Genomic DNA, 17530 nt, shown 5'->3' with positions numbered 1-17530 from the left:
CCGCCATTATTTACCAACGCTGGCCAGCCCCACAAGCTTTTTGAGGTCCTCGTCCTTCCAGCGGATGCCGCCGCCCACGAAGAAGGTGCGCAGGTCGGAATTGGCGATGTCCTGGAGGCCGGCCATGGCGTAGAACCCCTTGTAGAACTGGTAGCTCGTGCTCAGGCGGTAGCGGGGGTTGGGCTTGTCGGCGCGCTTGGTGAAGTCGTAGGCGACGCCGCCGAAGCGGAAGCGGTCGTTGAAGGCCCGGAACTCCGCGCCCACGCCGCCCTTGCCCTCGACGAGGCCGGCGGTGAAGACGTAGTTCTCGGCCAGGCGCTTGGCGAACTGGGCCGAGACGGTGAAGGCCTGGTCGACGTTGATGGTCCGCTCGGAGACCGGCACCTGGGTGGGCAGGCCCGTCTTCGGGTCGACGATGGTGGCGGTGTGGGTGGAATCGGAGATCTTGCCGTCGGGGGTGGAGGAGAGCTCGAGCGCGTACCAGTGGTCGCGGGCGGGAACGATGTCGATGCCGATGCCCACCTTGGAGTCGCCGCGCTTGGTCCAGCGGGCCGCGTTCAGGTCCAGGTTCAGGTCCATGGACTTCCAGCCGCCCAGCATGGAGTTGACGTTGTCCACGGCGAGGTTGATCTTCTGCACGGTGGTCTCGTCGTTGAGCAGCTTGCCGATGGTGCCTTCGCCCCGGTTCATCTTTCCGGTGATCTGGTTGACGTTGTCGACGGTCACGTGGAGGTCGGCGGAGAGCTTGTGGACGTCCTTCAGGATGCCGTTGAGCTCGGGCCGGCCGTCGTTGACCATGGCGTTGAGGTTCTTTCCGAGGTCCTCGAACTGCTGGGCCAGCCTGGGCAGGCGCTCCCTCAGCTCGGAACTCATCTGCTGGACGTTGGCCATGGTGGCGTTGATGGCGCCGTGGTTCTCCTGGCTCATGGCCCGGAATTCGGCGGTGAGCACGCGGATGTTGTCCACGATCTCGTCCAGCTTCATGCGGCCCTCCTCGCCGCCGATGCTCTTGTTCAGGGCGCCCGTGATGCTCTTGACGTCCTGGCTGATGGAGCCGATGGACTCCATGATCGTGTCCATGCCCATGCCGGCCTTGCTGGGGATGGTGCCGTCGGTGGGCAGGGCCCCGGCCTCGGGGTGCCCGGGGTCCAGTTCGATGTACTTCTCGCCCAGGATGCCGATGGAGCTCAGCGATGCCGAGGCGTCCTTGTAGAGCTTGAACTCGTGGGGCAGGGAGAGGACGACCCTGGCGGTCTTGCCCTGGAGCTCGATGGTGGTCACGGCGCCCACCGGCACGCCGGCGACCCGCACCTTGCTCTGCAGGCTCAGGCCGGCCACCTGGGCGAAGGACGTGGCGATGTGGTTCTGCCCGTTGCCGGCGAAGAGCTCGAGCTTCTCCATGCGTAGTATCAGGATGCCCAGGACGCCGATGCTCGCGACGAAGAACGCTCCGACTTTCGTTTCAAGTTTCATGCTCATGGGTGGGCCTCGGACGGGGAAGGCTTCTTGGAGGGCGGCGGCGGGTCCTGGAGGAAGGGACCGTCGGCGTCGCCCCGGAGGAACTGCTGGATGACCTCGTTGGGGTTCACCTTGAAGTCGTCGGGCTTCTGGACCGCAAGGCATTGGCCCCGGAAGAGCAGGGCGATGCGGTCGGCGATGGCGAACGCGCTCTTGAGGTCGTGGGTGATGGTGATGCTGGTGACGCCCAGTTCCCGCTTGAGGTCCATGATGATCCGGCCGATCACGTCGGTCATCACCGGGTCCAGGCCCGTGGTGGGCTCGTCGAAGAGGAGGATCTTGGGCTTGAGGGCGATGGCCCGGGCGAAGCCCACGCGGCGCTTCATGCCGCCCGAGAGCTCCGAGGGGCGCAGCTTGTTGGTGCCCTTGAGGCCCACGAGATTCAGGCACTCGTCCACGCGGTCCAGCACTTCGCCCCTGGTCATCCTCGTGTGGCGCTTCAGGGCGAAGCCGACGTTCTCCTCCACCGACATGGAATCGAAGAGCGCGGCCATCTGGAAGCACATCCCGATCTCCTTGCGCGCCTCGAAGAGCTGGTCCCGGGTCATGTCCTGGATGACCTTGTCCGAGATGGCCACGTGGCCGGAGTCGGGCTTCAGGAGGCCCATGATGCAGCGCAGGAGCACGGTCTTGCCGGTGCCGGAGCCGCCCAGGATGACCAAGCTCTCGCCCTCCTCCACCGCCAGGTTGACGTCGGCGAGGACCACGAGCTTGCCGAAGGCTTTCGAAAGATGGGAGACGTCGATGACAGGCACGGTTCGCTCAGACGAGGAGGAGCTTGGTGAGGAAGAAGTCGGTGACCAGGATCCAGAGGCTGGAGGTCACCACGCTGGAGGTGGGCGCGTTGCCCACGCCCTCGGCCCCGCCCCGGGTGCGGTAGCCCCGCCAGCACCCCACCATGGAGATGATCAGGCCGAACGACAGCCCCTTGATGAGGGCGATGATGAGATCCCTGCCCTTGATGAGCTTGAAGAAGTCCTGGCTGTAGACGAAGGCGCTCTGGCCCTGCACCCACACCAGCAGGACGTAGCCGCCCAGGTAGCCCACGTAGATGGCCAGGCCCGTGAGCAGCGGGAGCATCACGAGGCTCGCAAGCACCCGCGGCACGAAGAGGTAGTGCACGGGGTCCGTCGCAAGGCATTCCAGGGCGTCGATCTGCTCGGTGACCTGCATCGTGCCCAGCTCGGCGGCCATGGCCGAGCCCACGCGTCCGGCCATCATGAGCCCGGTGATCACCGGGGCCAGCTCCCGCACCACCGCGAGGCCCTCGACCTGCCCGGCCAGGCCCTCGGCCTGGAACTGCTTGAACCCGAAGGAGAGCTGGACGGCGAACACCATGCTCACGGCCACGGAGGTGAGCACCACCACCGGCACGGAGTTCACGCCCACGGCCTGGAGCTGGTAGAGGAAATTGGGTCCGTCGAAGGGCTTGCGGAAGAACCCCGCGAAGGTCCGGAGACCCAGGGTCACGAGGTCGCCCACGTCCCCGAGGATCTCGATGATCTTCGCGCCGATCTGTTCAAGGAGCCTGCTGATCATTCGGTACCTGGGAGGGGGTGGGGGGGGTGGGAGGAGCCTTGGTCACTTGTACAACTGTAGCCTAACGCTTCATTCCTTGCTTGATCGCCTTCAGCCGGGCCCTGAGGCGGCTGGCCCCCCCCTCGCGCACGGTCAGCGGGGCCCGCGTCAGGGCGATGGCGTCCGCGGGCACGTCCTGCGTAAGCGTGGAGCCCGCCCCGATGAGGCAGCCGTCCCCGAGGGTGATGGGGGCCACCAGCTGGCAGTCCGAGCCCACGAAGACGTCCTTGCCGATGACGGTGCGGTGCTTGTTGACGCCGTCGTAGTTGCAGGTGATGAGACCGGCGCCGATGTTGGTGCGCTCGCCCACCTCGCAGTCGCCGAGGTAGCTCAGGTGGTTGGCCTTGGAGCCCTCATGCATATGGGTCTTCTTGGTCTCGACGAAGTTGCCCATGTGCACGCCCCGGTCCAGCACCGTGCCTTCCCGCAGGTGCGCGAAGGGCCCCAGCATGGCGCCCGGGCCCACCTGCGACAGGTTGATGACGCAGTAGGGGCGCACCTCGACGCCTTCGGCGAGGGTGCTGTCGGTGATGACGCAGCCCTGGCCCACCTGGGAGCCGGCGCCCACCGCGACCGCGCCTTCAAGGCGCGCGCCGGGCGCCAGGAGGACGTCCTGGCCCAGCTCCACCCGGGGACCCACCAGGGTCGCGGCGGGATCCAGGAAGGTCACGCCCGCCTCCATCCAGGCGCGGTTCACCCGCTCCTGGGCGAAGCGCTGGAGCGCGGCCTGGTCGACGCGGGAGTTCATGCCCATCATCTCGGCGGGCTCGCAGAGGTCCACGGCCACCCGCACCCTGGAGGCCACGTCCACGACGGCGTCGGTGAGGTAGTACTCGCCCTGGGCGTTGGCGTTGGTGAGCCGGCCGAGGGCCTCCCGCAGGGGCGCCCAGGGCAGCGCGTAGGCGCCGCCGTTGACCCGGCGGATGGCCCGCACGGCCTCGGAGGCGTCCTTGTGCTCGACGATGGCCCGCAGGGCGCCGTCCGCCTCCACCACGCGGCCGTAGCCCGCGGGGTCGTCCAGGTCCATGGCCAGGACGGAGGCCTCGGCGCGGGTGAGGGCCGCGACGGTCTCCCGGCGGATGAGGGGCACGTCGCCGCAGAGGATCACCACCCGCTCGGCGCCGAGGCGGTCCAGTTCGGGAATGGCCCGGGCCACGGCGTGCCCGGTGCCCAGGGGTTCGCCCTGGTCCACGGTGGTCGCGGGGCAGGGCAGGAGGCCCGCGGCGGCCCAGGAGGCCAGGGCCGCCTCCACCTGCTCCCTGCCGTGGTGGACCACCACCACGGCGTGGCGCACCTCCTCCGGAAGGGCGCGCAGCACCCAGAGCAGGGACGGGTCGCCGAGGATGGGGTGGAGCACCTTGGGCAGGGCGGACTTCATGCGCTTGCCGAGGCCGGCGGCGAGAACGAGGGCGATGGTCGGCATGGGATGCTCCTACTGCAACAGGGCCAGGATACAAGGAATGAAATCAGGCCCGGGAAACGGCTTCTCCAGGAGCGCGAGGCGCCTGGGGGCGCGCCCGCCCTGGGGCAGGGGGCGGCCGTCGTCCAGGAGGAGGGCGGGGAGGTCCCGGCCGCCCAGGCCGCACAGGCGGCTCTGCCAGCGCTCCAGGGCGCGGGTGCGCTCCAGGACCAGGACGTCGGGGGGTGCGTGGCGATGCGACGCCTCCAGGAGGGCCCGCAGGTCCCCGAAGGGCGCCGGGGCGCCGCCGGCCTCGGCCACGGCGGCGGCGAGTTCCTTGCGCACGGCGGGGTCCTGGTGGACGATCCCGATCCGCCGGCCTTCGAGGAGCCCGGGGGCCGCCTCGGCCTCCGCGGGCAGGCACGGCAGGAGCACGCGGGGCGTCAGGAAGCCGCGGTCGTCCTGGTTCACCTCCAGGATGCCGGAGCACTCCTGAACGGTCTTGTGCAGCCAGCTGAGGCCCAGGAAGTCCCCCTCCCAGTCCGCGCCCGGGCCGGCCAGCTCGAGCTCGAGGCGCGCCCAGGGGCGCCCGGCGAGGGTCATGGCCGAAAGGGACAGGGTGACCACGCCTTCGCGCAGGCCCTGGCGGCCGTGGAGGAGCATCTGGGTGGCGGCGCGGCGCAGGGGCTCCTCCTCCAGCAGGAGGGTGACCGGTTCGATGCGCAGCGCGGCGGTGATCCCCTCGGGGAGCATCAGCCGGAGGCGGGGCAGCATGGCCTCCAGGGCCGGAACGGCGGGGAGGCGGTGGGGCGCGGCGTGGCGGGGCGGGGGGGCCGGGGGGTAGAGCGGAACGACGCCGTCGCCCCGCAGGGCGAGGGTGCCCGGGCCGGTGTCGGCGATCCACACCAGGGCCATGTTCCGGTCGAAGGCCACCGCCTCCAGCCGAACGGTCTGGAAGCCCGAGTCGCGCCGCACCAGGGTGGCCACGGCCCGGCCCCGGGAGTCCTGGAGGAGCTCGGCGCGCAGGCTGTCCCACGTGGGCGCCTCCTGGCCCTGGAAGAGGTCCTGGACCAGGAATCCCTTCATCTGGTAGCGCGGCAGCCCCACCAGGCGGCTGAAGGCCGTGTTGGTCTCCAGGAGCATGCCCTTCTCGTTGACCAGGAACATGGGCTGGCGGGCCTCGATGGCATAGGCGAGGGTGGGCCCCTCGGGGGGGCGGTCCCCCTCCAGGGCCGAGAGGGCCGTGCGGAAGCCGTCGCCCCGCCCTTCCACCCAGATGCCCTGGTCCCTGAGCCAGGCCAGCTGATGGAGCGCCACGAGCCCCAGCAGGACGCCCGCGAGCAGCGACGCGGCCCAGGAGAGCGGCGGGGTCCCCAGGGTGAACACGTGGTAGATGGCCGTGGCCGTCAGGAACGCGGCGCCGCCCGCCGCGGGCATGCGGATGGCAAGCCACCGGCCCTTCGTGAGGCGGTACCCCAGGTCCGAGAGCAGCAGCCAGAGGCTCCCTTCCAGCATGGCGGTGCCCCAGAAGGCCAGCACGCTGCGCATGTCCATGCCCAGGGTCGTGCCCAGGAGCCAGGCGAAGAAGGTCGCCCCGCCCACCCCCACCGCCAGGCGCCGCACGCCGTTGCGGCCGTCGCGGTTGGCCTGCAGGAAGAAGGTGAAGCCCAGCAGGGCTCCGCCCAGGTGGGCCGAAGGCAGGCCCCGCGTGCCCAGGGCGGGCCAGGGGATGGCGAGGATGGCCAGGATTCCGCCCAGGAAGTAGCCGTAGCTGAGCCCGACGCGCCCCTTCCACCGGAAGGTGAGGAAGCCCACCCAGGGCGGGACCGCCAGCAGGAGCGCCAGGAGCAGGTCCTGGCTCCTCACGCGTCCCCCCTGGCGCGGCGCGCCAGCCTTGCCGCAAGGGAGGCTGCCTGCAGGAAGTTCGCGGGGTCCGCCTGCCAGAGGCCGGCGATGCCGAAGGCGGTGCCGTGGTCGGGTGAGGTGCGCACGTAGGGCAGGCCCAGGGTGAGGTTCACCGCCGTCTCCGGCTCCAGGACCTTGATGGGGATCAGGCCCTGGTCGTGGTAGAGCGCGACCACCAGGTCGAACTCGCCGCGCCAGGCCCGCAGGAAGACGGTGTCGGCGGGGTGGGGTCCGGAGAACGACAGGGTGTCCCCCGTCCGGGCGGGGCGGCCCGGATAGAGCTCCCAGCCCGCGGGGGCCGGGCCCGGCGGGAAGGGGGAGGGCAGGCCGGACCAGGCGCCCGCCCCGCAGGCGGCTTCCGCGCGGGCCAGGGCGCGCACGAGGAGCTCCTCCTCGTTGCCGAAGGCGCCGCCTTCGCCGGCATGGGGGTTCAGGGCGCACAGGGCGATCCGCAGGTTGGGGCGGCCCGCGAGCTGCGCGAAGCGGTCCGCGGCGAACGACAGGGTCTCGGCCACCGCGGCTTCGTCGAGCTCCTCGATCACCGAGCGCAGGCTCTGGTGCACGGTGTGGAGGACGACGCACAGGCCCGGGCTCGCGAAGGCCATGCGCGTGATGGGCGAGCCCGCGAGCGCCTGGAGGAACTCCGTGTGCCCGGGGATGGCGAAGCCCGCCGCGTGGGCGGCGGCCTTGGAGAGCGGCAGGGTCACCAGGGCGTCGCCGAGGCCGGCCTGCACCCGCAGGGCGCCGGCCCGCACCCCCTCCACCGCCGCGAGGCCCGAGGCCGCACCGCCCCGGCCCAGGGCGAGGTCGCCCGGCGTGATCTGCGGCGTGGGGTCGATCCAGGGGATGCGGCAGCCGCCGGTGACCAGGTGGTCCCCATCCCAGGCGAAGGGCACGGGGCCGCCCGCGAGCAGGTCCACGCCGGCGCGGGCGCCGGCCACCACGACGGAGGCGCCCGAGGCCAGCTCCGGGAGGGTGCGGAGCAGGAGCTCAGGGCCGATCCCACAGGGATCTCCAAGCGTGACCACGATGCGGGGCAGGGGCATGATCAGTCGTAGAGGGGCAGTTCCACATCGGGGGAGGACGCGTCGTCCTTCTTGCCCCCCCGGCTGCGGCGGATGCGGGGCTCCTCGTCCGCCTTGTAGAGGTACTTGATGTTGTGCTTGGGGACGACCACGTTGGGTTCCTTGACGCGGTTGATCTTCAGGCAGTGCTTGTCGTACCACTCGATGACGCCGCGGAGCTTCTCGTCGTCCTGGAGCACGATCACCATGGGCGTCTTGGCCTGCATCTGCTTGAGGTAGTAGAAGCTCTCGGCGTTGGTCTGCTCGGGGGGCGCGATCTTGCGACGGGGACTGCTGGTGCCCTGGGGCAGGCTGGCCGCGTCGGGGTTGGGCCCGCCGCTTCCGGCGATGACGGCCTCCGCCGGGGGCTTGACCACCGTGGGCGCATCGGCCGGGGTCGCGGCCTTGGGGGTCCGCCCGATTTTTTCCTTGATGGCGGTCAGGTTGGGGCGTATGAGCTTGCGATTCATCGTGAATCCTGAAAACACTTAAAAGGCAAGGGTTGGTTGATCCTCTTGAGGAATTCCCCTACCCCGGGACCGACGTCAAAAAGTAATGGCAATGTCCCACCTTCCAGGGGAATTGGCAAGGTTTTCCGGCCCCTTCCGACAAATCATTACTGATATTTCGCGACCGGGGAAAAGGTTCCCGGAGCCAGCGGAATTTTCAAGGTCACCGTGGTGCCCGCGCCCACCTCGCTCTCCACCTGGATGGCCCACCCCATCTGCTGGACGAACTGGAATACCAGGCTCATGCCCAGCCCCGTCCCCTCCTCGAAACCGCTTGAGAAAGGCATGAAAATCGTCCGGCGGCGCTCCTCCGGCATGCCGCAGCCGTTGTCGGTCACGGTGGCGCTCACGAAGGTTCCCTGGATGCGGAACCCCACGCGGATGGCGGGCGCCGGCTCGTCCCGCACGGCCTTGCGGGCGTTGCTCAGGAGGTTGATGAAGACCTGGTGCACCCAGGCGGGATCGCCCAGCACCATGGCGGGGGGCGGCTCCTCCACCTCCAGGGCGAGGCCCGCGGTGCGGGGGTCGGTCTCCCAGCTGGCCTTGAGCTCGTCGGCCACGCCGCCCAGGGCGATGGGCTGGATGCGCACCGGCCGGGGCCGGGTGAAGTCCAGGAAGTCCGTCACGATGGTGCTCACGCGCTCGGACTCGCGCAGGAGGATGGTGAGCACCCGCTCGGTCATGGCCCGGGGCGGCTCGCCCTGCTTGAGGAGCTGGACGCAGCCGAGGATCGAGGCCAGGGGGTTGCGCAGCTCGTGGGCCATCTCGCTGGAGAGCTCGCCCACGGTGGCCATGCGCTCGGAGATGCGCGTGCGTTCCTCCAGGGCCTTGATGTCGGTGAGGTCCTGGAAGACCAGGAGGTGCCCGGTGGGCTCGCCCTCGAAGCCCAGCAGCGGGGCCAGGTTGCCGCCCACGATGCGCCGGTCGCCGTCGGCGGCCTGGAAGCTGATCTCGAAGCGCTGCTCCTTGACCTGGTGGCCGAGGTCCTGCAGGTCCCCGAACCCGAAGGGCCCGATGGGCGATCCCGGCACGAGGCTGGAATGGAGGATCTTCTCCGCGGCCGGATTGGCCGACGTGATCCGGCCCTGCAGGTCGGCGGTGATCAGTCCCGAGAACATGGAGTCGAAGACCCTCCGGTACAGCGCGCTCAGCTCGTCCACCGCCGCCTCGCTGCGGCTCAGGTCGGTGCGCAGCCCCTCCATGTGACTGCGGATCACCACCACCACCAGGGTCGCGCCGAAGATCTGCAGGGACGCGAACCCCAGGAGGTAGGCCAGCTGGTAGGGTTCCACCCCGATGGGCCCGGAGTGGCCGAAGGGCGGCAGCGTCCCGGAGGTGAACAGCATGACGCAGGCGATGTGGGCCGCGGAGCTGAGCAGGCCCACCGCCACGATCTCGGAGATGTGCAGGTAGAAGGCCGAGGCCAGCACCGGGAAGATGTAGATGGTGGCGAGCCGCTCCTGGTCCACCCCGTGGAAGGCGATGATGAGGGTGACCAGCGCCAGGTCGAGGATCAGGTTGATGCGGATCCACGCGGGCGCCGGCGTGGCGAAGGGGGCGCCGCTGCGGGTGTGGCTGCGCGCCGCCTCCCAGACGCTTTCCAGGAACAGGGCGCCCAGCAGGGCCAGGTAGAGGCCCTCCGCCGGGGCCGGGCCCTCCCAGGGCAGGGCCAGGTGGAGCACGGCCAGGCCGAAGGAGGCCGCCAGCCTGAAGGCCAAGGGCAGGAAGGGCGGCGCGGTATCCCTTGCCGCTTTCGGGACCGTCTCCTGGGGCGTCATGGGGTAAGGATGCCTCCCCCGGCGGGTTTTTCAGAGAAAAATGTCTCAGGGAACGCCTTTTTTGGCATTCTGGGACCATGTCCCACGCCGAGCATGCCCATCCCCAGACCCCCTCCCTGAGGGCCGCAGGCATGCGCCAGACTCCGCAGCGGGAGGCCATCCTCAAGGTCCTGCAGACCTCCGACCGCCCCCTGACGGTGGAGGAGATCTGGGAGCGCCTCGAGAAGGGCCGTTCGGGCGTGCCCACCGTGTACCGGAATTTGGAGCGCTTCGTGACCGAAGGCTGGGCGGAGAGCCTCCAGGGGCAGGACCAGGTGATGCGCTTCGTCCTGTGCCGCTCCTCCTCCCACCACCACCACCTTTCCTGCGAGTCCTGCGGCCGGACGGTGGAGGTGGACGCATGCGGCATCGAATCCAGTCTCGCCGGCATGGAAAAGATGAGCGGGTACCGCATAACCCGCCACCAACTCAGCCTCTTCGGCATCTGCCCCGCCTGCAGCGGAGCAAATCAGGGTTGACGTTCCGGCCGAATGTGGTAGTCTTGAATCTCCCCCGCGGGTGTAACTCAGTGGTAGAGTGCAACCTTGCCAAGGTTGAAGTCGAGGGTTCAAATCCCTTCACCCGCTCCAAAAAACAAGGCCTCTTCGGAGGCCTTGTTTTTTGCCATGACCACGACGGATCCGGGCGCCTTCACGATGCAGGGCTTTGATCCCCTTTGGAGGCCCTGTACCGTTTCAAGGCCGGTCGTAGCTCTTCGGGGGGGGTGTGGATTCCCGGGGCACGGGCCGATGGGCGCCGCCCAGGTCGATGCACTGGGGGCAGACGCTTACGCGGTACTTGACGTGGTATTCCCTGCGCTCCCGCATCCAGAACGGGTTCACGAAGATCCTTCGACAGCCTGTGCATTGGACAGTGTGCGGCGAGGTACGCGACATGACGTCTCCTCCTACCCAACCTGCGGTGTCCCCCCAATTTAGGCGAAATGGTCAGCGGCGCGAGGCCCGGGCGGGAAAAATCCTCAGGTCGAGGAAGCTGATCCGGACGGAACCGCGCGCGCGGCCGTCGGGCCTGATCCGCTCCCCGCAGGTCACGGCCCGGCGGTTGGCGGCCACGCCGGCGAGGGACCCGTCCCCGCGCGGGAGGCGCCCCCTGGGGGCCGGCCGGAGGCCAGGGTCGCCTGGACCGCTTTGCAGGCTTCCCTAAGATCATCGGGAGGGATGAAGGCCTGGACCCGCCTGCCGATGAGGCTGGCGGGCGTCCTCCGGATTCGCAACCACGAAGGGTCCCTCCCGGTGCATGAGGAAGCCCACCGGACGCTCCTCCGCCACGGTTCGGAAGGGCTGCCCGCTTTCGGCCGGCTCCCGCTGCCGGGGGGGCACGACCACGAACCATGGGTGGTTTCCATCACCGCTCCGAGGCCCGGAACTCACGTTCGGCGCGCACCCGCAAGGTGAGGCGGACTTCAGCTCCATCCAGCCTGTGGGCGGGCCCGCACAGCCACCCGGCATGCCCGGCGGCTGTCGCCTGCCGCCAGGATTCCACCACCCCGGCGCCACGGCAGGCCGGACAGCGGCCCGAGAGGTGCCGGTCCCCCTCGGGAAACCGGAGGAACCCCATTCCTCCGCAGAGGTTGCATGCATCCAGGACGGCCACGGGACCTCCTTGGAGGCGGGGGGATGTCCCAATATACGGTCCTTCCGGCGCCCCCGCCCACCCCTGGGGACGGGATTGCGATTAGGCATAAAGGCGCAATGTTCATGAGCCCGCTGCTGGAATGAGCCTATTATTTGCCTAGGTGGTCCCCTCTTTGCCAGCCACGCCGTCTTCGTCCGGGAGGCTCCCTTGCCTGAGGCCCCACGCCTCCAGGAAATCCTCGACCTGCCCAGGCTCCAGGTCCTTCTGGACGCCCTGTTCGAGTCGGCTGGGATTCCGTCCGCCATCATCGGCCTGGAAGGCCAGGTGCTGACGGCCTCGGGCTGGCAGGAGGTCTGCGCGAAGTTCCACCGCCTTCATCCGGACGCGGCCAGGGATTGTCTCGCCAGCGACCTGGGCCTGGCCGCCGGGCTCACCTCCGCCGGGAAGGCGCAGGCCACCTGCCCGCGCGGCCTGGTCGACGCCGCTGCCCCCCTGGTGGTCGAGGGGAGGCACCTGGCCAACGTCTTCACGGGGCAGGTCCTCCTGGAGCCCCCGGACCCGGAGGCGGTGAAGGCCCAGGCGGCGGCCTTCGGGTTTGACGGGGCGGCCTACGGGGAGGCCTTCGCCCGGGTGCCGGTCCTCACCCGCGAGCTGATCGACCGGCACCTCGGCTTCATCACCCGGCTCGCCGAATCCATGGCCAGCCAGGGCATGATGCAGCGGCGCACTCAGGAGGCCCGGGCGTCGCTGGAGCTGAGCGAGGAGCGCTCCCGCGCGATCCTCCGGACCGCGATGGACGGCTTCTGGACGGCGGACCACGGCGGCCGGATCCGCTCCGTGAACGACGCGTACTGCGCCATGAGCCTGTATGCCCGCGAGGAGCTCCTGGGCCAGCCCATCGCCCTCGTGGAGGCCCAGGAGGGCCCCGGGGAGATCCTCGACCACATCAAGGCCATCCGCACCGGGGAGAACAACCGCTTCGAGACCGTGCACCGGCGCAAGGACGGCAGCCTCATGCCGGTGGAGCTCTGCGTGCAGGCGCTGCCGGACGGCGACGAGCTGTTCGCGTTCATCCGGGATATCGGCCCGCGCAGGCGCGCGGAGGCCGAGACCCTCCGGCTCCAGAACCAGCTCCTCCAGTCCCAGAAGATGGACAGCCTTGGCAGCATGGCCGGCGGCATCGCCCACGACATGAACAACGTGCTGGGCGCCATCCTGGGGCTGGCCTCGGCCAACCTGGGGGCCCAGCCCCCGGGCAGCCCGGCCCGCCTTGCCTTCGAGACCATCATCAAGGCGGCCCAGCGCGGCGGGAAGATGGTCAGGGGCCTGCTGGACTTCGCCCGGGCGCGGCCCGCGGAGGAGCGGGAGCTGGACCTGAACGAGCTGCTCCACGAGGAGGTGGCCCTCCTGGAACGCAGCACCCTGTCCCGGGTCGACCTGCGCCTGGACCTGGATCCGGCGCTCCGGGGCATCCGGGGGGACCCCGGCGCCCTGGTGCACCTGCTCATGAACCTCTGCGTGAACGCCGTGGACGCCATGGGGGACGCCGGCACGCTCACGCTCCGCACGCGCAACGCCGACAACGACTGGGTGGAGGTCGTCGTGGAGGACACGGGGTGCGGCATGAGCCCCGAGGTCCTCGCCCGGGCCACGGACCCGTTCTTCACGACGAAGGACGTGGGCAAGGGCACCGGCCTGGGGCTCGCCATGGTCTTCCGCACCGTGAAGGCCCACCGGGGCCAGCTGGACATCCAGAGCGAGCCGGGCGCCGGAACCCAGGTGCGGATCCGTCTGCCCGCCTCCGCCGCGGCCCCGGGCCGCCCGGAGCCCGCCGCCCCCCGCCCCGCCGGGGACGCCGCCCCCATGAACGTGCTGGTGGTGGACGACGACGAGCTGATCCGCTGCACCATGCAGGTGCTCCTGGAACTCCTGGGCACCTGTCCCTCCACCGCCTCCACCGGCGAGGAGGCCCTGGAGGCCCTGACCCTGGGCCCGCTGCCCGACGTGGTCATCCTGGACATGAACATGCCCGGCCTCGGGGGCTCGGGCACCCTGCCGCGCCTCCGGGAGCGCTGGCCGGTGCCGGTGCTGCTCGCCACGGGCCACGTGGACCGGGCCGTGCTGGACCTCGTGGACCGGTTCCCGGCCGTGGTTCTGCTGCCCAAGCCCTACAGCCTCGACGATGTGAAGCGGGGCCTGGAAGCCGCCAGGGCGCTGGCGCCCGGGGTGTGATCCCGACTTTGGGGGAGCCGATCCGGGCAGGCTGTGGTAGCCTATGGGCTATGGCGCCGTAGCCAAGTGGTAAGGCCGCAGACTGCAAATCTGCCATTCATCGGTTCGATTCCGATCGGCGCCTCCAAAACACCAATAGATTCAACGATTTAGGCCCTGTGTTCCACGGGGCCTTTTCATTGTTCCACGCTGTGCTACGACTTTTGCACGACCTTTCAGCTAGGCCCAATCACGCCACTACTAATTTTTGGCCGCTTCTCTCCATCACTGATCCAGGCTCTCTTGTCCCAGATCAGATAGTCTCAAAATTGGGAAGAGGCCAAGATCATAGATCCTAGCCTCTGTCAATTGGTTTCTAATAATATTTTTGAGATGTTACTTTTTGCTTGCTTCTATATCTGCTTTCTGCTTCCGGGCCTCTCTATTTTTCCGTAGGTTCTCCATCATCTTTCCCTGTGCCTCTGCTACCACCCGATTGGCTATATCCACATATGCCTGTGAAGTGGCAATGCTCTTGTGACGTAGTGCCTTTTGGATGGTGAAGGCTCCAGTCTGAAGAAAGGCCAGCATACAGCCGTGAGTCCTGCGTAGCTCGTGAGGCCCAAAATTACGACCCATCTTCTTTGAAGCTCGTCTAATCGGGTTGCTCGTGTATCCCTCGTGGTGCCTAGATCCATCCGGCTGATGCAGTAGGTAGGCTCCATTCACTTTGAGCTTGGGCAACCACTCTGCTACTTCTTCTGGAACAGCTACGGTAGGAGATTCACCGCCTTTGGTGTCTTGATTCAAGGTGTAGGTCATATTCTTTGCATTGTAATTATTCCAGGTCATATCCAGCACTTCATCTTCTCTGAATCCCATGAAGAGCATTACCCTTACAGCAAAGCTGATTTGGACATTCAATGGGACCTTGGCTCCATTGCCAGCCTTGCTGTTCTTGAAATCAATGTGATCCAAGAAAGTAAATATTTCTTCTTCATCAAGATACGTGATTGGCTTCTTCTGCGCTTTGAGCTTGGATACGGCTGGAATGTCGATCTTGTAATTTTTGTTTCCATACTTGAGAATGCCAGACACGTATCTAAGTAGCGTATTGCATCCATGCTCAGTATGTGTCTTTTGGTATTCAATCTTAATCTGTTCAACCATCTTATCTGTAAATGAATCAAGCTTGATGTCTCCAGTCTCATGGTTGAAGTGTTCTTTGATGACAGGGTAGACATGATCCTTGAAGAGTCTGGAACAATTGGCTATGTGCTTCTCTGAATGGTTGTCCGCTCTTTGGGTCTTCTCCCATTCTGTGATTAGCTCGGAAAGTAGGGGATTGAAAGGTGTTCCTTTGGTCCGATGGTGGATCTTCTGTCTCTGCCTTTCTAGCTCTTTCTTAGCCTCTTTCAAGGTCTCCTGTTTGGTGGAGCCTGTGTATTCATGGCCTTCTACCTCAAATCGATAGTGGTAGTATCGGCCTCTCTTCTTCAATCCGCCCCTGGATACCCTGTCTTTAGCTACAGCCTCTTCCTTTGTTGCAAGCTTAATAATTGGTGCCTTTAGCTTTGGTGCTGGCATCTCATCTCTCCTGTAGATGGTCTAGCATCTCGGACATTCTGTTAGGCAAGAAAGCTAGGAAATGGTAGCACTATCAGAAGAGGCCTGGAGAAGAAAATCTTTGGTTCAGGGGTGGATGAGATGGCTTCTCAAGGCTGGATCTAGCATTGAATAACAATCGTAAAATAATATCTTGCAATCTATATCATAAGCATATACTGAACATTGGAGGTAGTGCATATGTCAATCTTCAAATTTCCGAATAGTGCTAGAGCCAAGCTGGAGAAGCAGAAACAGCTTGACGCTCAAAAGACAGAGGCTCAAGCTACACAAATCATCATCTCTGCTACTCCATCTCTTCCACCTTCACCGGCACCACAACCCACAGGAGACAAGATGCCCGTAATGAAAAAGGAAAACCTCTTCAGCTACATCAAAGGCACCGGCAAGAGCGACAAGGCCGAATATCGCTTTGGCAAGATCTCCATCCCTGCCGCTGTAATCACTAGGCTTGAATCTGAAATTGCTGGCAAGCCTGAAGCACGACAGAACCACATCATCTATGCGGCTCTGGAGAAGAAGTATTCAGCCTTCCTTGATGCTGTTGAGGCGGCTGAAATGGAATACTCTGAAGCTCTCTCGGCTATGGTTGCCATCAAGCCTAAGAAGAGCGTGGGAACAGGTCAGAGGGCTACGCAGGTTGAGAAGAATGCTGAAACCTTCGCTAAGGGTATTGCCAAGAGGTTCAAGGGCACTCCTGAAGAGATGGTGATGCAATTCCAGGTGGCCGTAGCTACTGAAACCTTCAAGGCTGAAGCGATCGACATTCTTACCTCGTATCAGAAGCAATTCGGCACTGGCCCGACCGGATACATCAAAACGTCGAGCCGGAAGGGGAATCTGGCCGCCATCAAGGCTCTTGCCAAGGCTCGCGCCTCTAAGAAGCTCAAGTAGCCAGCACTAGCTACCACTCAAGATCAGAGCCTCTTGATTGAGGCTCTTTTTTTATTTGGGGTTTTGGAGTAGGGTAGGGCACAAAACCGGAGGTCGGAAGATTGGGTGTCTTTTCTCCTCGGGAAGCTAAGGATTTCACATAGGAGGTTTCCAGTGCGTAGAAAGCCGTATTATATTTTTAATAGATTGAGGAATGTTAATGAAGGCAAACAGAAAAGGGTTAGCGAGATGCTAATGCCGGTGATGTCAGTAATGGTTGGAGGTATCCTTGCGATAGCTGGAAGCTACATGTCAAACAAAAATCAATTAAAAAATGAGATTACCCTCAAAAAGGCTGATCTTGCCAAAAGTGATTATATATCAATTTATAAAAGCATTAATAAAATAATAGGCTATAGACGTGAAATTTCAAATGAATTTAATGGAAAGATTGATCCAAATTATCGTGACCCTAGATTTGATGCTTCTTATAGCACAAATCCAAGCAAGGTCAATCAATTATCACAGGAAATAGGTCATGAATTGGAATCTATTGAATTAACATTATATGATTTACATCTTTTGTCTGGAGACCAAAATGTAATCGACGGAATCGATGGAATTGTCAAAGATGTTAAGTCTGATTTTGTTTATATCACCACTGGGCCATTAGCGGCAATATATTCAATTGATATGAAGAAATACGCTGAAAATACAAGTGCAATCCATCTTAAATTCCTGGAAATGATAAAGAAAACAAAGGTCTATAATTAATAGAATTACTATATGCGTCTCAAGTCTGCCTTAAATATCCTTCTTTTTCTTTTCTTTGGCTAAATCTTCTTTTGACGTTCTATGCTTGGCGTCCGTATACCCAAAGCTGAAGGAAGATTCAGATACCTTTGATCCAACCTGTTCAGCCCTAATGAAGCTGATGCTGTTCCTCCACTCAAGCTCTTCACCGTGAAATGATGCTCCCATCGCATTATGCTTCGTTACCTTTTCAGCCTTTGATGGATAACCGTATTTTTCAATGATGGCATCTCTGATTGAGCTATAGTCATAATCTTTAATTGAAAAATGTAATCGGTCTAGGATCTTGCCGTCTCCATAATCCTCAAAAGAACAAATGGGTTCACACTTCACGCCTGCAATTGTCTCTTTTATGGTGTAGCACTTAACGCCGTCGGACATAAAAGTAAGATAGATGTTTGGCTTCGCTGCCATGAATTCCTTCAAGGTCATGCCTGCAAAAATCTTCTTAATGCCATAGGGCGTAGGTGGTGGGGCAGGGACGACAGGAGTAGGGGCCACGGCGGGAGCTATAGCCTGCGCGGGTGGTGTGGTGGCTCTCTGATCACAGGCCAGAACCAGGCATAGGAGAAGGGCAGGGTAGGTGCATCTCATGGGTTCTCCTGTCTGATGGATGCCACG

The 17530-nt window shown here is 64.3% G+C and carries 16 protein-coding genes and 2 tRNA genes; 6 read left to right on the top strand and 12 right to left on the bottom strand.

Features of this window, described 5'->3' with window-relative positions; translation table 11 throughout:
• Positions 1-6: 6 nt before the first annotated feature.
• The 8 genes from RAH40_RS04485 to RAH40_RS04450 form a co-directional block, all read right to left on the bottom strand.
• The gene (locus RAH40_RS04485; RefSeq protein ID WP_306600882.1) at positions 7-1479 is read right to left on the bottom strand and encodes an MlaD family protein; all 1473 of its coding nucleotides are present in this window, start codon (positions 1477-1479) and stop codon (positions 7-9) included.
• The gene (locus RAH40_RS04480; RefSeq protein WP_306600881.1) at positions 1476-2273 is read right to left on the bottom strand and encodes an ABC transporter ATP-binding protein; all 798 of its coding nucleotides are present in this window, start codon (positions 2271-2273) and stop codon (positions 1476-1478) included. The genes RAH40_RS04485 and RAH40_RS04480 overlap by 4 nt, the downstream gene beginning before the upstream one ends.
• 7 nt (positions 2274-2280) lie before the next feature.
• Positions 2281-3057: an ABC transporter permease gene (locus RAH40_RS04475; RefSeq protein ID WP_306600880.1), complete on the bottom strand. Its 777-nt coding sequence runs from the start codon at positions 3055-3057 to the stop codon at positions 2281-2283.
• Between the two features lie 61 nt (positions 3058-3118).
• A complete protein-coding gene (gene glmU / locus RAH40_RS04470) occupies positions 3119-4519 on the bottom strand; it encodes a bifunctional UDP-N-acetylglucosamine diphosphorylase/glucosamine-1-phosphate N-acetyltransferase GlmU (protein ID WP_306600879.1) in 1401 nt (466 codons plus the stop codon).
• A gap of 9 nt (positions 4520-4528) precedes the next feature.
• Positions 4529-6361 carry a PAS domain-containing protein gene (locus RAH40_RS04465; RefSeq protein ID WP_306600878.1) on the bottom strand — a complete coding sequence of 611 codons (1833 nt, stop codon included), beginning with the start codon at positions 6359-6361 and terminating at the stop codon, positions 4529-4531.
• Positions 6358-7446 carry a PdxA family protein gene (locus tag RAH40_RS04460; protein ID WP_306600877.1) on the bottom strand — a complete coding sequence of 363 codons (1089 nt, stop codon included), beginning with the start codon at positions 7444-7446 and terminating at the stop codon, positions 6358-6360. Before RAH40_RS04460 ends, RAH40_RS04465 begins: the two co-directional genes overlap by 4 nt.
• Before the next feature lie 2 nt (positions 7447-7448).
• Positions 7449-7934, bottom strand: coding sequence for an LSm family protein (locus RAH40_RS04455; RefSeq protein ID WP_306600876.1), 486 nt, complete (start codon positions 7932-7934; stop codon positions 7449-7451).
• Between the two features lie 146 nt (positions 7935-8080).
• Positions 8081-9751, bottom strand: a complete 1671-nt coding sequence (locus RAH40_RS04450) for a nitrogen regulation protein NR(II) (protein ID WP_306600875.1) — start codon at positions 9749-9751, stop codon at positions 8081-8083.
• 77 nt (positions 9752-9828) lie between these two features.
• Here RAH40_RS04450 and RAH40_RS04445 point away from each other — a divergent pair, with 77 nt between their 5' ends.
• Both RAH40_RS04445 and RAH40_RS04440 read left to right on the top strand, forming a co-directional pair.
• A complete protein-coding gene (locus tag RAH40_RS04445; protein ID WP_306600874.1) occupies positions 9829-10269 on the top strand; it encodes a Fur family transcriptional regulator in 441 nt (146 codons plus the stop codon).
• A 36-nt stretch (positions 10270-10305) separates the two neighbouring features.
• Positions 10306-10380 (top strand) — tRNA-Gly (locus tag RAH40_RS04440).
• Between the two features lie 105 nt (positions 10381-10485).
• Here the strand turns inward: RAH40_RS04440 and RAH40_RS04435 are convergent.
• Positions 10486-10632, bottom strand: coding sequence for a hypothetical protein (locus RAH40_RS04435; RefSeq protein ID WP_306600873.1), 147 nt, complete (start codon positions 10630-10632; stop codon positions 10486-10488).
• Between the two features lie 523 nt (positions 10633-11155).
• A complete protein-coding gene (locus RAH40_RS04430; protein WP_306600872.1) occupies positions 11156-11404 on the bottom strand; it encodes a hypothetical protein in 249 nt (82 codons plus the stop codon).
• A 189-nt stretch (positions 11405-11593) separates the two neighbouring features.
• Between RAH40_RS04430 and RAH40_RS04425 the strand changes: the two genes are divergently transcribed.
• Together RAH40_RS04425 and RAH40_RS04420 are read left to right on the top strand one after the other, a co-directional pair.
• A complete protein-coding gene (locus RAH40_RS04425) occupies positions 11594-13618 on the top strand; it encodes a PocR ligand-binding domain-containing protein (RefSeq protein ID WP_306600871.1) in 2025 nt (674 codons plus the stop codon).
• Between the two features lie 52 nt (positions 13619-13670).
• Positions 13671-13745, top strand: a tRNA-Cys gene (locus RAH40_RS04420).
• Positions 13746-13993: 248 nt separating this feature from the next.
• On the opposite strand, the gene RAH40_RS04415 is transcribed toward RAH40_RS04420, so the two are convergent.
• Positions 13994-15184, bottom strand: coding sequence for a site-specific integrase (locus tag RAH40_RS04415; RefSeq protein WP_306600870.1), 1191 nt, complete (start codon positions 15182-15184; stop codon positions 13994-13996).
• A gap of 219 nt (positions 15185-15403) precedes the next feature.
• On the opposite strand from RAH40_RS04415, the gene RAH40_RS04410 reads away from it, so the two are divergent.
• Positions 15404-16117, top strand: coding sequence for a hypothetical protein (locus tag RAH40_RS04410; RefSeq protein ID WP_306600869.1), 714 nt, complete (start codon positions 15404-15406; stop codon positions 16115-16117).
• A gap of 105 nt (positions 16118-16222) precedes the next feature.
• On the top strand, positions 16223-16870 hold the full coding sequence (locus tag RAH40_RS04405) for a hypothetical protein (protein ID WP_306600868.1): 648 nt from the start codon (positions 16223-16225) through the stop codon (positions 16868-16870).
• 30 nt (positions 16871-16900) lie between these two features.
• Here the strand turns inward: RAH40_RS04405 and RAH40_RS04400 are convergent, their stop codons facing one another.
• The gene (locus tag RAH40_RS04400; protein WP_306600867.1) at positions 16901-17503 is read right to left on the bottom strand and encodes a hypothetical protein; all 603 of its coding nucleotides are present in this window, start codon (positions 17501-17503) and stop codon (positions 16901-16903) included.
• Between the last annotated feature and the right edge of the window lie 27 nt (positions 17504-17530).

Source organism: Geothrix sp. 21YS21S-2, from assembly GCF_030846775.1.
Taxonomy (GTDB): Bacteria; Acidobacteriota; Holophagae; order Holophagales; family Holophagaceae; genus Mesoterricola.
Note: the sequence above shows the minus strand (reverse complement) of the source record. Positions and strands in the feature narration are given on the sequence as shown.